This window comes from Streptomyces sp. NPDC038200 (genome assembly GCF_055600785.1).
In genome coordinates this window covers 64266-78924 of the sequence record NZ_JBVJYH010000030.1, presented here as the reverse complement: position 1 = coordinate 78924, position 14659 = coordinate 64266, and the positions used below count along the sequence as shown (strand labels likewise).

At 69.5% G+C, this 14659-nt stretch carries 15 protein-coding genes and 1 pseudogene; 9 read left to right on the top strand and 7 right to left on the bottom strand.

All coding sequences use genetic code 11. The features are described from left to right. Positions 1-263 precede the first annotated feature (263 nt). Both ACZ7KF_RS38500 and ACZ7KF_RS38495 read right to left on the bottom strand, forming a co-directional pair. A complete protein-coding gene (locus tag ACZ7KF_RS38500) occupies positions 264-467 on the bottom strand; it encodes a DUF6207 family protein (RefSeq protein ID WP_471086259.1) in 204 nt (67 codons plus the stop codon). A 116-nt stretch (positions 468-583) separates the two neighbouring features. Continuing rightward, on the bottom strand, positions 584-1018 hold the full coding sequence (locus ACZ7KF_RS38495; protein WP_471086257.1) for a contact-dependent growth inhibition system immunity protein: 435 nt from the start codon (positions 1016-1018) through the stop codon (positions 584-586). A 371-nt stretch (positions 1019-1389) separates the two neighbouring features. Between ACZ7KF_RS38495 and ACZ7KF_RS38490 the strand changes: the two genes are divergently transcribed. The 8 genes from ACZ7KF_RS38490 to ACZ7KF_RS38455 all read left to right on the top strand — a co-directional run bounded on the left by ACZ7KF_RS38490 (position 1390) and on the right by ACZ7KF_RS38455 (position 8762). Then, a complete protein-coding gene (locus tag ACZ7KF_RS38490; RefSeq protein ID WP_471086254.1) occupies positions 1390-2391 on the top strand; it encodes a helix-turn-helix domain-containing protein in 1002 nt (333 codons plus the stop codon). Positions 2392-2659: 268 nt separating this feature from the next. Continuing rightward, positions 2660-3079 carry a hypothetical protein gene (locus ACZ7KF_RS38485; protein ID WP_471086251.1) on the top strand — a complete coding sequence of 140 codons (420 nt, stop codon included), beginning with the start codon at positions 2660-2662 and terminating at the stop codon, positions 3077-3079. 272 nt (positions 3080-3351) lie between these two features. Continuing rightward, positions 3352-3909 carry a GNAT family N-acetyltransferase gene (locus ACZ7KF_RS38480; RefSeq protein WP_471086248.1) on the top strand — a complete coding sequence of 186 codons (558 nt, stop codon included), beginning with the start codon at positions 3352-3354 and terminating at the stop codon, positions 3907-3909. Between the two features lie 73 nt (positions 3910-3982). Continuing rightward, a complete protein-coding gene (locus ACZ7KF_RS38475; RefSeq protein ID WP_471086245.1) occupies positions 3983-4105 on the top strand; it encodes a hypothetical protein in 123 nt (40 codons plus the stop codon). An 837-nt stretch (positions 4106-4942) separates the two neighbouring features. Further along, positions 4943-5791, top strand: a complete 849-nt coding sequence (locus tag ACZ7KF_RS38470) for an ABC transporter permease (RefSeq protein WP_471086281.1) — start codon at positions 4943-4945, stop codon at positions 5789-5791. Positions 5792-5838: 47 nt separating this feature from the next. Further along, positions 5839-6888 carry a taurine ABC transporter substrate-binding protein gene (locus ACZ7KF_RS38465; protein ID WP_471086242.1) on the top strand — a complete coding sequence of 350 codons (1050 nt, stop codon included), beginning with the start codon at positions 5839-5841 and terminating at the stop codon, positions 6886-6888. Further along, on the top strand, positions 6875-7708 hold the full coding sequence (locus ACZ7KF_RS38460; protein ID WP_471086240.1) for an ABC transporter ATP-binding protein: 834 nt from the start codon (positions 6875-6877) through the stop codon (positions 7706-7708). The genes ACZ7KF_RS38465 and ACZ7KF_RS38460 overlap by 14 nt, the downstream gene beginning before the upstream one ends. A 133-nt stretch (positions 7709-7841) precedes the next feature. Then, on the top strand, positions 7842-8762 hold the full coding sequence (locus ACZ7KF_RS38455; RefSeq protein ID WP_471086237.1) for a TauD/TfdA dioxygenase family protein: 921 nt from the start codon (positions 7842-7844) through the stop codon (positions 8760-8762). A gap of 44 nt (positions 8763-8806) precedes the next feature. Here ACZ7KF_RS38455 and ACZ7KF_RS38450 read toward each other — a convergent pair whose 3' ends face one another. Then, positions 8807-9376 carry a TetR/AcrR family transcriptional regulator gene (locus ACZ7KF_RS38450; protein WP_471086234.1) on the bottom strand — a complete coding sequence of 190 codons (570 nt, stop codon included), beginning with the start codon at positions 9374-9376 and terminating at the stop codon, positions 8807-8809. Between the two features lie 167 nt (positions 9377-9543). Here ACZ7KF_RS38450 and ACZ7KF_RS38445 point away from each other — a divergent pair, with 167 nt between their 5' ends. Next, positions 9544-10950: an MDR family MFS transporter gene (locus tag ACZ7KF_RS38445; protein ID WP_471086231.1), complete on the top strand. Its 1407-nt coding sequence runs from the start codon at positions 9544-9546 to the stop codon at positions 10948-10950. Positions 10951-11266: 316 nt separating this feature from the next. On the opposite strand, the gene ACZ7KF_RS38440 is transcribed toward ACZ7KF_RS38445, so the two are convergent. The 4 genes and pseudogenes from ACZ7KF_RS38440 to ACZ7KF_RS38425 form a co-directional block, all read right to left on the bottom strand. Next, positions 11267-12313: a beta-ketoacyl-[acyl-carrier-protein] synthase family protein gene (locus ACZ7KF_RS38440; RefSeq protein ID WP_471086228.1), complete on the bottom strand. Its 1047-nt coding sequence runs from the start codon at positions 12311-12313 to the stop codon at positions 11267-11269. A 132-nt stretch (positions 12314-12445) separates the two neighbouring features. Further along, a complete protein-coding gene (locus ACZ7KF_RS38435) occupies positions 12446-13261 on the bottom strand; it encodes an MmyB family transcriptional regulator (protein WP_471086225.1) in 816 nt (271 codons plus the stop codon). A 383-nt stretch (positions 13262-13644) separates the two neighbouring features. Continuing rightward, positions 13645-13764 (bottom strand): annotated as a pseudogene (locus tag ACZ7KF_RS38430) (IS5/IS1182 family transposase); the annotation flags it as partial. Positions 13765-13841: 77 nt separating this feature from the next. Then, positions 13842-14659, bottom strand: an 818-nt coding sequence (locus ACZ7KF_RS38425) for a CAP domain-containing protein (protein ID WP_471086222.1), incomplete at its 5' end; no start/stop codon positions are given.

Sequence of the window (14659 nt, the reverse complement as noted above, 5' to 3'; positions counted from 1 at the left end):
GTGTCGGCGGCCTACGGCTACCACGCGATCGAACGCGGCGGCGCGACCGCGTGCTGCCGAACCGGCCGGCACTGAAACCCCCTCCCGCCCGGGCCGAAGGCGCTCCACAGCGGCGCGGACGCCTGCGCACCCGGATTCTTGTCCGTATCGACGTGCGGACCGCTGTCCCGGCGCACCCGGGGGTGAACGGCCCGAACCCAGTCGCTGCAACGGCGTACGAGCGTTCGGTCGACCGGCTCTCTGCGCGGTACGGCACCTGCTGCTCAGGGGCGTTGACGCATATCGAGGTAGCAGCGCAGCCTGACCCCGGGGTGGCCGGAGTCACGCGTCGTGCGCTCCACGGCGGTCGTCGCCCACATCGAGGCCAATGCCGCGTGAAAGGCAAAGGCAGTCTGGTCGTCGGCCGCCGCGATGTCGACCATGACCAGGCCCGGCACCGACACGTGCTCCTCGTGCATCGCTTCCATGAAGGCCAGGACGCCGTGGCGGACACCGCGGGTTCGTCCTGGGGCTCGTATTCACCCGACTGCAGCACAGGGTCTGTCGCGAGAACGACACCGGCATCTTCCTTGCCGCTGTCAGGTCAGCGAGAGGGTTCGTGCCGCGTGACGAAGCGGGCGAGCTGTTCGGCGGCGCCGCGGGGCAGCTCGGCGACCGCTGCGTCCGGCAGTGCCGCGATCACGGTGCCCAGCCGGGCGGCGAGGTCCGGCAGCAGCGCCCAGGCCGTATCGGGGGCCTGCACGACGGCGAGCAGCAGGTCGCCCTCGTAGAAGTACGCGTCGAGCAGCGGCTCCTGGAGGAGGAACCGCACGGCGAGGGGAAGCACGTACGGCAGCGCCACCTGCTGGGAGACGAGGGTACGAAGATCCGCCGGGCCGAGCTCGCCCAGCGGAACACGCCGCAACCCGTGCACCTTGCGGACCAGATGGGTCGCGTCGGCGGTTGGAGGCATCCAGCTGGGCGGGTCCAGCTCGTCGAGGGTGCGATCGAGATGCAGCAGACGGTCGCCTTCGTGCATGGACGAACGGTTCGCCATCACCAGGTCTCGGCCTCGAGGAACAGCGCGATCACCTCTGTGAAGAACCAGAGGGAGAACCCCAGACATCCAAGCCACAGTCCCCAAAGGGCCCAGCGGACCTCTCGCCGTATGCGCATGAGCCGGAGTATCCCCCAGTCGTGCCTCGTATCGCACGCGGGGCCGTCGCGCAGGCCCGGGCGCTCGGTTCTGACATCCTGCCACCGGGCTGGGGCCGCAGGCTGAGCGGCATCCCCCCCTTTCATGTGTTCACGCGATGCCGGCGTTCAGCCCGCTCTGGCACGGTGCAGGTGAGAAGCGCACGCGTTCGAAGGGCGGAAGCCGTGTCGCCAGAGCCATCACAGCGGGAACCCGTGTCCTCGGGCATCCTGTACACCACTGAGGCGGTGCCCGCGCACCGCAGACGGGCGTACTGGCGTGACGCGCTGTCCCAGACGTTCGGGGCCGTGGACATGCGGGTTCCCGACGAGGTCGACTCCGGCACGATCCGTGCGTCGGCGCTGGGCGTGATGCAGGTCGTCACGGTGGACGGCGATCCACACCAGGCCCGGCGCAGCCGGCGACTCATCGCGGGCGGCGACAACGACGACTACGTCGTCGTGAAACTGCTCAGCAAGGGGGTCGCCCGTGTCGAGCAGGATGCGCGTGAAACGTATATGCGGCCGGGGCAGCTCTTCGTCTACGACATGGCACGCCCCGTTCAGCTGACCATTCCCGAGTCCTTCCAGACGAAGTCCCTGGTCCTGCCCCGCGAACTGCTGGGCCTGCGCGAGTCGGACCTGCAGCAGATCACCGCATCCCCGCTCGGCTGCGAGTCGGCACTCGGAGAACTGCTCACGCCGTTCCTGTCCCGGCTGGTGGACACCGCCGCGACGTATCCGCACCGGACGGGCGAAAGGGTGGCCCGCAACGTCGTGGACCTGGTCCAGGCGCTGGCCGATGAGCGGCTCGGCAGGGACACCGAGGACACTCCGGCGGCGGCCCGGATGTTGCTGCTGCGGATCCGGACGTACATCGACCAACGCCTCACGGATCCCGACCTGACGCCCGTGGCTGTCGCCCGGGCCAATCACATCTCCGTGCGCTATCTGCACAAGCTGTTCGAGCCCGAGGGCATCACCGTCGGCCGATGGATCCAGCAACGCAGGCTGGAGCAGTGCCGAAGAGACCTGGCCCGCCGGGAAGGGGCGGGATCGACGATCGCCGCGGTCGCTCACCGGTGGGGCTTTGTGAGCGCCGCCCATTTCAGCAGGTCGTTCCGGGCTGCCTATGGAATCTCTCCCACCGAGTGGCGCAAATCCGTCGTACGCACGCCCCGCGAACTGTCGGTGTCCGTCAACGTGCCCCTGCCTTGAGTTGCATTCGGAACGGATCGTCGGCGACCCCCGGCACTCAGGGCGCGTCGGTTGCCGTAGCCCGGTTCCGGCGTGAAAAGCACGGCGAGGGGGTCCGCTGTCCGCTGTCCGCTGTCCGCTGTCGGTGATCCACGTGGCAGGATCGCAGCACTGACGAGAAGCATGGACGCGCATGCCGCCCGACGGGTATCTCCGGTGGTGACCCGGTCGGCGCTCGCGAGTCTCCGCCGGCTTGGTCCGGCCCTTGAAGACAGATAGGCGCCAGCCGATGAATGCTGAGTGGTACGTCCTCATCGAAGAGGACACTCGGGTGACCGAACGAGTGGAGGGCGTGGAACTGAGACTGCACCGCTGGATGCTGGTCGGCACTCACCGCATCGACGGAGACGAGGCACAGGCCGTAGCAGCGGCAGAGGACGCGGCTTTGCACTACGTGCCTCACGTGCTTGCCCGGCACGCCCGGCCGGGGGACGAGCCGGCACGGCATGCCTTGCTCACCCGGGACGGAGCGTGGGTGGTGCTCGTCAGACAGCGGCAGCGCGAGTGTCACATACGCGTGTCCGTTGCCCGGCTCGTGCATACGAAGGAGGAAAAGGAAGCACCGCCGAAGAGCTTGAAGGACAAGTTCCGCAGCGCTTTGGAAGGCCCGCCGCCTCCCGAGAAGCCGTGGGCACCGGCCGGGTCCTGACGGCCGGACCCGGGCCCCGTTCAGCGGTGCCCCGTCCTCTTGGCAAGCCGCCGCGAGCCGGGATGCCCGAGCGCAGGGCGCGGCCAGGGTAAGGCGCGAGACGTACCTCCACGTCGGCTGCGAGGCCCCCGGCTGCGGCCGGGGCAGTGGCCGGGCGGCGCTGTGGCTGGTCCTGCCGTGCGCGAGGCACTCTCCGGCGGCGGCGTTCATCCGGCTCAGGCGGCCGCGTGCGTGTCGGAAGCCGTGTGAATTCGGCCATCTATGCTGTTCGAATGTTCGAAAGCAATGCTGTCCTGTCGGGCGACGTACGCATTCGTGCCGTGGAAGAGGCGGATGCCCGGCCCCTCGCGGAGGCATACGTCCGCAATCGTGACTACCTCCGGCCCTGGGAGCCGAACCGGACCGAGGAGTTCTTCACCGCCGAGGGGCAAAAGGCCCGGATCCGACGGCAGTTGCGGCTTCGGGAGACCGGCCACGCACTGCCCTGGGTGCTGACCGAAGCCGGGCGGATCGTCGGGACGGCCACCCTGTCGAACATCTCGATGGGACCCTTCCGGAGTGCCGGCCTCGGCTACTGGATCGACGAGGGGCACGCCGGCCGGGGGCTGGCGACCCTGGCCGCCCGGTACGTGTGCCGATTTGCCGACGAGGTGGCCGGCCTGCACCGGATCGAGGCAGGCACGCTCCTGGACAACGTAGGCTCCCAGCGCGTGCTGGCGAAGGCGGGATTCGAGCGGATCGGTGTCGCGCCCAAGTACCTGCACATCGACGGGGCCTGGCGCGACCATGTGCTCTTCCAGCACATCCTCAACGACCGGCCGGCGGCCTAGCAGGGGCCGAAGGCCGCCCCGGACCCGCTCCCCTCATCTCCGTGGTCCCACGCTCCGTCACTTCCACCACGACATGTTCGAGTCGTTGCGCCGGTGGACGGGACAGGGCCTGCTGGAGAAGCCGTTGCCGGTCAAGGCGACGGTGGGCGCGATGGCCGCCGCGGACGTCGAGATCGGCCTGTCGGCGGCCTGGTAGGGGCCCCAGGGGCCACTGATCAGCAACGACGAAGTGACCGAGTTCGTCGCACGGTCCGAGGGGCGGCTGCGCGGGGTGGCCGGCGCGGATCTCACCCGCCCGGTCCAGGCGGTGCGGGAACTCCGCCGCGGCGGGGTGCTGCATCCACGCATCGATGACCGGCATCGGACTCCCTGCCCTCTCTCCCGGTCGCCGCCGGCAGCCAGACCGGCCCCACACGGCGGGGCGATCGCTTACCGCGACCCTGGCCTCTGCGTGGACAACCAACGTCTCGGACCCGGCCCCTGGTGGTGGACGTCACTTCGGCGATCGGGTGTCATTTCGTCGGCGTGCCGATACGAATCCGGTTGCCGTCAGGGTCGCACAGCTCGATCTCACGCGCCCACGGAGCATCCTTCGCCTGCACACCGAACTCTCCGCTGCACCACCGACCCGCCCGTGGGCCAGGGCCCCACCTGATCACGCCAACCCGGTCGCCTACGGGTGCGACATGGCTTCGTGACCGGGGTTTCAGCAGGTGGACGGCTGTTTGTCCGGCGCGGCGAGCTGCTGTAGAAATAGGTCTCATGATTCACGAGCCGTTGGTACGACGCCTGGTCATCGACCTGTGCCGCCGTCCGGTCTCGTGTTGTCTCTGAACGCGCGTCCCTGACGCTGCCCCCCGGCCGGTGACTTCCCCGGCCGGTGATTCTCACGGCCCTCGTCTCGTCACGGGGCCGATTTCCACGCTCTGACCGCCCAGCCCCGGCGCAGGGCCGTCCGCCGTGTCGCCCGGTGGACGTCGACCCGCCGTGCTCCGGCGCCCTCTGGAGGCCGCCCGTGTCCCCGACGCCCCGTCTGGACGAAGCCGATCCCGTCCCCCTACCCGCCAAGGAGCCGCAACGGCGCCGTCCCCGCGCCCCGGGGCGGATACCCCATGTCCTGCTTCCCCTCGGCTCGTTGGTGCTGTTCCTCGTCCTGTGGCAGGCGTTGGCGGCGAGCGGGACGTGGAGCGAGACACTGGTGCCGCCGCCCGCCAAGGTGTGGGACGCGTTCCTCGACGTGTCCACCACGCACGACGGCGTACGCGGCTACAACGGCACCTATCTCATCGAGCACTTGGGCATCAGCCTGCGCCGGATCGCCTTCGGGGCCGGGATCGGCATCGCCGCCGGCGTGGTCCTCGGGCTGCTCATGGGTACCGTCCGCCCGCTGCGCTCCCTGTTCGAGCCCTGGATCACCTTCCTGCGGACGCTGCCTCCGCTGGCGTACTTCTCCCTGCTCGTCATCTGGCTGGGCATCAACGAGGAACCGAAGATCACGCTGCTGGCCGTGGCCGCCTTCCCACCGGTGGCGGTGTCCACCACCACGGCCGTGGCCGCCGTACCGAAGAGCCTGGTCGAGGCGGCCCGCGCGCTCGGCGCCTCGCGGTGGGACGTGGTCAAGGACATCGTGGTGCCGTCCGCGCTGCCGGAGACGCTCACCGGCGTCCGGCTGGCCGTGGGCGTGGCCTACTCCTCCCTCGTGGCCGCCGAACTGGTCAACGGGCTGCCCGGCATCGGCGGCATGGTCAAGGACGCCGCCAACTACAACAACACCCCGGTGGTGTTCGTCGGCATCATCGCCATCGGCGTATCCGGCCTGGTCATCGACGGCCTGCTGCTGCGGCTGGAACGCGCCGTCGTCCCTTGGCGCGGTCGCACGTGAGACCCGCACACCGAGCAAGAGTCCCCCTGTACAGAAACGGTCCCGCCATGTCCCGTGTCCCTCAAGGTCCCTCCCGCCGCATCCTGCTCGCCGGCGCCCTCGCCGCCGCCTCGGCGGCTCTCACCGGCTGCTCCTCCGGTGACGCGGCGTCGTCCGGCGGCGCCAAGCGGCTGCGCATCGGCTACTTCGCCTTCCCCAGCGGCGACCTCATCGTGAAGAACAGGAAGCTCCTGGAGAAGGCCCTGCCGGGGTACACGATCACGTGGATCAAGTTCGACTCCGGTGCGAGCGTCAACCAGGCCTTCATCGGCAAGTCCCTGGACATCGCCGCCCTCGGGTCGAGTCCCTTCGCGCGAGGTGTGTCAGGGGCCTCTCCGATCCCGTACAAGGTCGCCTGGATCCTGGACGTGGCGGGTGACAACGAGGCGCTCGTGGCGCGCAGGAGCACCGGCATCTCCGACGTCGCCGGGCTCAAGGGAAAGACGATCGCCACGCCGTTCGCCTCCACCTCGCACTACAGCCTGCTCGCGGCACTGGAGACGGCCGGTCTGAAGACCTCCGACGTCAAACTCGTCGACCTTCAGCCGCAGGCGATCCTCGCCGCGTGGCAGCGCGGCGACATCGACGCCGCCTACGTGTGGCTGCCCACACTGGACGAGCTGCGCAGGACCGGCACCCAGCTCACCGGCAGCAAGCAGATCGGCGCCGCCGGCAAGCCGACGCTGGACCTGGCCGTCGTGTCGGACGACCTCATCGCCCGCGACCCGAAGGCCATCGACGCCTGGCGCAAGGCGGAGGCACAGGCCCTGCGTCTGCTCAAGTCCGACCCCGACGGCTCGGTCAAGGCGGTCGCCGCCGAACTGGGCATCAGCACCACCGACGCCAAGGCGCAGCTCGCCCAAGGCGTGTTCCTCACCCCGGAGCAGGTGACGTCCGCCGACTGGCTGGGCACCGACGGCTCCCCGGGCAAGCTGCTGTCCTACGTCACCGACACGGGCCGCTTCCTGGCCGGCCAGAAGCAGATCGACGCGGCGCCGGCCCGGGAGGTCGTACGCAAGGCCTTCTATCTGAAGGGGCTGCCCGATGTCCTCAAGTGAGACCGCCCAAGGCGCCGCGACCGGCGGCGATGTGACCGGCGACGTCGCGACCGGCGGCGAGCGGGCCGGTGCCGTGCAGCTGAGGCATGTCACGCACCGGTACGGCGCCGTCACCGCCGTGGGCCCCGTCGATCTGACCGTGCCGGCGGGGGAGTTCCTCGTCCTGGTGGGCGCCTCCGGTTGCGGCAAGAGCACCCTGCTCCGGCTGATCGCCGGATTCGAGCAGCCCACCCACGGCTCCGTACGGGTCTCCGGCACCGTCCCCCGGCCCGGGGAGACGGCGGGTGTGGTGTTCCAGACGCCGCGGCTGTTCCCGTGGCGGACGGTGGGCGGCAACGTCGACCTGGCCCTGCGCTACGCGGGCGTGGACCGCGCCCGATGGGGCGAGCACCGGGCACGGTTGCTGGCCCGCGTAGGACTGGAGGGGACCGAGGAGCGGCGTACGTGGGAGATCTCCGGAGGCCAGCAGCAGCGCGTCGCCATCGCGCGGGCGCTCGCCGCCGAGCATCCGCTCCTCCTGCTCGACGAACCCTTCGCGGCACTGGACGCGCTGACCCGGGAGCGGCTCCAGGAGGACGTACGCCGAGTGGCCGGGCAGACCGGGCGGACCACCGTGTTCGTGACGCACTCGGCGGACGAGGCGGTATTCCTCGGCTCGCGCATCGTGGTGCTCACCAAGAGCCCCGGCACCGTCGCCCTCGACCTGCCGATCCCCCTGCCGCGCGGCGACGTGGACGCCGAAGCACTGCGTGAGTCCCGCGAGTTCGGCGAGCTGCGCGCCCAGGTGGCGCACGCCGTGAAGTCCGCGGCGGCGGCCTGACCGTCGTACCCGTACCCCCAAACCCCCCGTCCCCTGTACCCCCAAACCCCCGTACCCGGACACCCCTCCGTACCCCCTTACCTCCCGTAGGCCACGGCTCCGCGAGGGAGTCGTATCAAGGAAGGACACCCGTATGAGCATCCTCAGCGACCAGCCCGCGGTGGCACGGCTGCCGATCGTCGAGCTGGGTCCGCACTTCGGTGCCGAGGTCCACGGCATCGACCTCGGCCGGCTCGACGACGAGCAGGTCTTCGCGCTCCGGGAGGCTCTCGTCCGGTACAAGGTGCTCTTCGTGCGCGGACAGCACGGTCTCGACGACACGGCGCAGATCGAGTTCGGCAGAAGGCTGGGCGAGGTCACTGTCGGGCACCCGGTGCACGACTCCGGTGACGTGGCACCCGAGGTGTACTCCCTGGACAGCCAGGACAACGGTTTCGCCGACGTGTGGCACACGGATGTGACGTTCGTACGACGACCGCCCGCGATCTCCGTACTGCGGGCCGTGGTACTGCCGCCCAACGGCGGTGACACCAACTGGGCCGACAGCCAGCTCGCCTACGCGTCGCTGTCGCCCGGACTGAGGGCGTACGTCGACACGCTCACCGCCGTCCACGACGGCAGCCGCGAGTTCGGCTACTACCTGGCCCACCGCCGCAAGGGCCGAGGCAACCTGTGGGAGGGGGAGGTCTTCACCGAGCTGACGCCCGTGGAGCACCCCGTGGTGCGGGTGCACCCGGAGAGCGGCCGCAAGGGCCTGTTCGTGAACCCCGGCTTCACCTCGCACATCGTCGGCGTATCGGAGCACGAGAGCCGGGGCATCCTCGACATCCTCTACGCCCACCTCACCAAGCCCGAACACGTGGTACGGCACCGCTGGCAGCCCGGCGACGTGGCTCTGTGGGACAACCGCAGCACGGCCCACTACGCCAACCGCGACTACGGCGACCAGCACCGGGTGATGCACCGCATCACCCTGCGCGGTGACACCCCGGTGGGCCCGGCGACCACTCGACAGGAGCGGGACGCCACCACGACACCGCCGCCTCTCGGCTAGGTCCCTTCGGTTCCTCGGCCGAGGGGCGGCCGGTCGTGCCGGGCTCAGCGCACCAGGGGAAGGAAGATCGTGTCGACGATCTCTTCGAGCGTGTGGTCGGGTACGGGGGCGAAGGTCGTGAGGATCTCGTGGCGCAGCAGGTCGAAGGGGAGGGACTTGATGCGCTCGGTGAGGAGTTCCGGATCGACCTCGCCACGGTCGACGGCGCGGCCGAAGAGCACGTCGAGTGCCTCCGCGCGTCCCGTCACGAGGGGGTCGCGCAGATCACCGGGGCTGGTTCCGGTCTCCCGGTGGTAGTCGGCCAGGTGCGTGTTGACGACGGTGATGAGCCGGACGCGAGTGGAGTTGATCTCCCGCATGAGGGTGAGGACGTCCTCCCGCAGGCTCCCCGTGTCGGGAACGTCGAGGCGGGACTCCTTCAGGGTGTGAAGGATCGCTGCCCGGACGAGGTCGTCGCGGTCGGACCAGCGGCGATAGAGAACGGGAGGGCTGGTGCCCGCGCGCTTGACGACGGCGTCCATGGTGAACCTGGCGTAGCCGGTGTCCGTGAGCACGTCCCAGGCCGCGTCGAGGAGCGCCTTCTCCAGTGCCGCTCCGCGGCGTCGCTCGGGCATACACCCCTCCATTAGATAGGCTTGTCTTTCTTATCTTAGCGCCCTACCCTGACAGCCGTAAGATAGACCTTTGTATCTTAAGGTGGCTGTTCGTGAGTGCTCTTCACCGGTCCGATCCCGCATCCACGGCGGCGGCCCCCGATCGTGTCGATCCAGCCGTCTGGCGCATGGCGATCACCCTCATCGTCGGCGCGCTCGCCGTCGTCTTCGACACCACCGTCGTCAGCGTCGCGCTCGATGACCTGTCGAAGGAACTCGACGCCCCGCTCGCCACGATCCAGTGGGTGAGCACCGGCTACCTGCTGGCGGTGTTCGTCTCCATTCCGCTCGCCGGATGGGCTCAGTCACGGTTCGGCGGCCGGCACGTGTGGATCGCGGCCCTGGGCGGATTCCTGCTGGGCTCCCTCCTGAGCGCGCTGGCGTGGAACGCGACCGCCCTCATCGCCTTCCGCGTCGTCCAGGGCATCGCGGGCGGCATCATGATGCCGCTCACGGCCACGCTGCTCGTGCAGGCCGCAAAGGGCCGCGGCATCGGCAAGGTCATGGCCGTCATCACCGTGCCCACCGCGCTCGGCCCGATTCTCGGCCCGGTCCTGGGCGGTCTCATCCTGCATCTGGCCGACTGGCGCTGGATGTTCCTGGTCAACATCCCCTTCTGCGTCGTCGGCGGCTGGCTCGCCCGGCGCAACCTGCCCGACGACCGGCCCCTACCCGACCGCCCCCGCGCCCGCCTGGACGTCGTCGGCCTGCTCCTGCTCTGCCCGGGCGTCGCCGCCCTCATCCACGGCCTCTCCCAGGTACAGGGCAGCGCGGGCTTCACCGACGTCAAGGTCCTCATCCCGCTGTTCGGCGGACTCGCCCTGGTCGGGGGCTTCACCGTCTGGGCACTGACGCGCACCACCGGCGCCCTGGTCGATGTGCGGCTGTTCCGTCACCGCGCGGTGGCCTCCTCCTCCACCCTGATATTCCTGGGTGGCATCTCCCTGTACGGGTCGATGATGCTGCTGCCCCTGTACTTCCAGCAGGTCCGCGGCGAGGACGCCCTCGGCGCCGGGCTCCTGGTCATCCCGCAGGGTGTCGGCGCACTCCTCGCACGCAGCCTGGCAGGCAGGTACACCGACCGCATCGGACCCCGCCGGGTCGCCCTCGCCGCCTTCGCCTTCGTCGCCGCGGCCACCGTGCCGTTCGCCTTCGTCACCGCCGAGACCAGCGAGATCCTGCTCCTGGCCGCGCTGTTCGTCCGCGGCATCGGCCTGGGCGCTGCCATGATCGCACCTATGGGTGCCGCCTACGTCGGACTGGAGCACGCGGAGATCCCCGACGCCAGCATCATCACCCGCGTCGCCCAGCAGATCGGCGGCTCGGTGGGCATCGCCGTCCTCGCCGTCGTCCTCCAGCACGCCGCCGGCGATGTGCACACCCCGAGCGCCCTGGCCGACGCCTTCGGCACGGCCTTCTGGTGGTCGGTGGCCTTCACCGCCGCCGCCGTCCCGCTGTCCCTCTTCCTGCCCGGTCTCCCCGGACCAGCGGCCCCCGACGACGCCGCCGAAGCGGAGACTGCCGCCAGGGTCTGAACGCGAGCGCCCGACCCGCCTGCGCCCCGGGGCGTCTCGACCCCGATCGACCGGCGGCCCACTCCCCACTTCCGTGACCTGGCTGAACACCGGGATCGCGGACCCCAAGGCGACGGATCCGGAAGCCCGATGGCAGGCGGACGTGCTCGACGCGCGAGCGGACGTGGTGTCGATCCTCGACGGCGTCAACGACATGGGCTGGCACACCATCGACCCGGACGGCTGTGCGATCCCGGCGGAGGACTTCACGGCGGGCTGCGATCGCCTGCTCGCGCCGGTCGCCGGGGAGAAGCCGTTGATGAGGGGAGCGGGAGACCTAGTCGGACCAGGTGCCGTGGAGGGCGGAGACGGAGAAACCCGGCCCGTAGGCGACGATCAGAGCCTGCGCGCCGTCGGCGGGCGGCTCGGCGTGGGTGCGTTCGAGGACGCGCAGAACCGATACGCCACCCAGGTTGCCTTCCTCGCTCAGGGTGTCCAGGGAGTGAAGGGCGTCGTCCTCACCCAGGCCGAGGGCGGTTGCGGTATCCATGATGATCGGCTTGGAGCCGGGGTGGATGACGGGGATGTCGACCGGGCGGCCGGCGAGCCAGTCCACCACGGCAGGCATGACGTGCGTGGCTCCGCCGGTGGCGGCCTTGGTGGAGTCGAAGTGCATGCCGGTGCTGTCGATACGGCCGGCGTAGAAGTGCAGGCTGCCCGGGAGGGCGTACTCGAACAGACCGTCGGTGTCGACAGCGAGGCCGGGTCCGAGGGGGTCGCTGCTCACGATGGTCGCCGCGCCGGAGTCACCGAACAGCGCCTTGTAGATCATGTGCTCGATGTTGTCGTCGGCGTGGTTGTACGCGGTCGACAGGACTTCCGCGGCCACGACCAGGATCCGGGAGCCGGGGTAGAGAAGAGCTTGCTCCACGGCGCGGATGAGGGCGTGGGCGCCGCCGGCGCAGGCGACGGTCGTCATGGCGGTACGACGGATGGTCGACTTGAGGCCGAGCCGGGCGGTGAGGTGGATGTCGAGGTTCGGGACGGCCCAGCCGGTCGCGTGGGTGGTGATGATGCCGGTGATGTCGGCCGGCTGCAGGTTGTGGCGTCGGAGGGTGGCGCGGGCGGCTTGTTCGGCCATGGCGAGGCCGTCCGTGAATGCACTGGTGGTGCGGTCGGCGACGGGGGCCGTACCGGAGATGGTGTCCGCGGTGAGGGGCTGGGTGAAGTAGCGGCTGCTGACGCCGCAGTTGGCGAGTACGCGGAGGATCGCCCCGAGGCGGTGGTGGTTGGGGTGGTGGGTGCGGATGTCGTCGGCTATCTCGTCTGTGGTGATTTTGTGAGCGGCGAGGACTGTCGTGGGCCGAGTGATGTATGCGGGCATGGGTCCCCCCTGGACGCACGTAACCTGACGGGGTCAAGGTACGGCAAATCTGGCTGGATCATTTCCCCTGCCGATCCCGCCATGCTCTCCCACTACCCACCACACCAGGGCGAATTCTCGCGCGCGGTGGGGCTAGCGCGCCCGAAGCATCTGCGGACGCGTGACGGTCCGGCGCGGGCCCGGCCGAAAAACGAGGATCATGAAGCGGGATCCGGGAGCCGTGAGCGGTTGTGCCACGCACATCGTCACCCAGCCCGGTCCTTCGACCGCGTGCCGGATCGGCCGTTCGTCCCCGTCGGGATGAATGCTGGTGCCGCCGGCGTTGTACAGGGCCGTCGATCCGGGATCGGCGAGGACCTCGTCCCGAATGCGCGAGAGGACTTTGTCGTCGGGCCGTGTGGCGAGTGCGTTCTGCAGCTGGGGCATCACGAGCGGCGCCCACGCCGTCTCCCAGTCGGTGAGCTGCTCGCGGCCGTCGATCAGCATCCAGCGCATCGTGTTCGTGGGGGCCTTGCCGCCCTCGAACAAGGCGTGGAACTGGGGGTTGCAGGTGAGCAGGTTCCAGCTGGCGTCGGTGACGTAGGCGGGGTGAGTGACCCCGTTGACGGCGTCCTCCCAGGCGGATGGCACGGCATCGCCGGAAGTGTCGTAAAGGGGGCCGGGCGGGTTCTCGCCTCGCGCGAGCCGGCACAGGGTCGTCCACTGCTGTTCGTTGTAGCCGAACAGGCGGGCGATGTCACGAAGCAGGTCGAACGGGGGGCTGTCGGCGTGGCCGGCCTCGAGGTGCCGGTAGGTGCCGAGGGACCTGTTGAGGAGCTGGTCGATCTGGTGCTGGGAGAGCCCGGGGGCCCGTCGGCCGGGTCCGGTGGGCCTGGGCAGGCCATGCGTCTCAGGGGCTATCTGGGCACGGCTGGTTCTGAGGAGGTGCTTGAGTGCTCGCTTGTCCACTGGTGCGGATTCCCCCGACGGTGTCTGTTGACTGTTGCTCAGTGTAATTAGCGTGGCGGGGTTTGACGTCAAAGATCTCCCGTAGAAAGCGTGTAGGTGTGTGCTGCATGCTCGGTGCTGCGCGGCACCAGGAACCGGACGCAGGCTCAGCAACACGCTCTGCGGCCTGCCGCACTGGGGCCGGTGCCCTCCCGCCCCACACCAGGGGCCTCGGCACCGGCCGCCTGCACGTTCACGGGCCCTTCGTCCTCCGCGCGTTGTGCTCGTCGTGATGCGGCGACACGGCCGGCGTAGGTCGCGACATGAGAACCTCCAAGGCCCCCAGACTGTACGTCACATCTCTCGAGGAGGCGGCCAGGAGTCGTCGTCGAAGGGCACGCCCACATCAGCGACGCGAGGGCGAGGGCCGCGTGGTAGGACTCGGCGGTCTTGTCGTGGCGGGTGGCGATGCCGCGCCACTGCGTGAGGCGGTTGAAGCACCGTTCGACGACATTGCGCCGCTTGTGGACCTGCTGGCGAAAGTCGGCCATGGCGACCTCCGGAGGTCACCATGGCCAATCCGGCGTTGAGCGCGCTGGGATCAGCGGACACCGAACATCAAGGTGAAGGTCGCAGCGCGGTTGCCATAGCGGTCGGTGTAGCGGCCGACACCGGGACCTGCGTCTTTGAATCGAGGGTCGAGGATGGCTTTGCGGTGCCCGTTGGCGGCGTAGTTGTTCTGGGGGTCGTGATTCATCCACCAATAGACGGCGGCCTTGGGGGTGCCCCAGGTCCATCCCGCAGGCACGACCTTCGTGCCGTCGCTCGGCCCTCCGCCGTTCTGGACGTTCTCGCTCATCGCGCTGTACGGGCCGTAGCCCGACTTGGCGATGCGGTCTTCCGGCCAGGCGTATCCCGCTCTGGAGTCCCAGTGACCGCATCCAGACCACTTCGGGTTGGACGGGCAGCTTCGATCCGGGGCGGCCGCCCAGTTCTCGGAGTGTGCCCGCGCCGCGGATGCGAGGTGGTCGTTGAAGCAGAGCGGCGCCAGACCGCGCTGCGAGCGCTCCACGTTCACGAGGTAGAGCAGCGCGTGCTCGGCGTTGACGACCTCGGCGTCGGTCTGGGGAACCTTGTCGACATAGCCGGCGTACCGCTCTTCCGCCTTCTGGCACTCTCCAGGTCCAGACGTGTCGCCGTTGGCCCAGGATGCGGAGATGTCGCTCTTTCCGTCGCCGTTGAAATCTCCGGCGGCCCACTTGGTGGTGTCCATCCAGCCGCCTGCGTTCGTGGCCCAGTGGCTGCGTTTGAAGCCCGAACCGGTCGATAGGCTCACGGTTATGGTGTTTGAGCCGCCGTTGTTCCAGACAGTGGCAAGATCGGCTCTCTTGTCGCCATTGAAGTCCCCGGCGACCCACG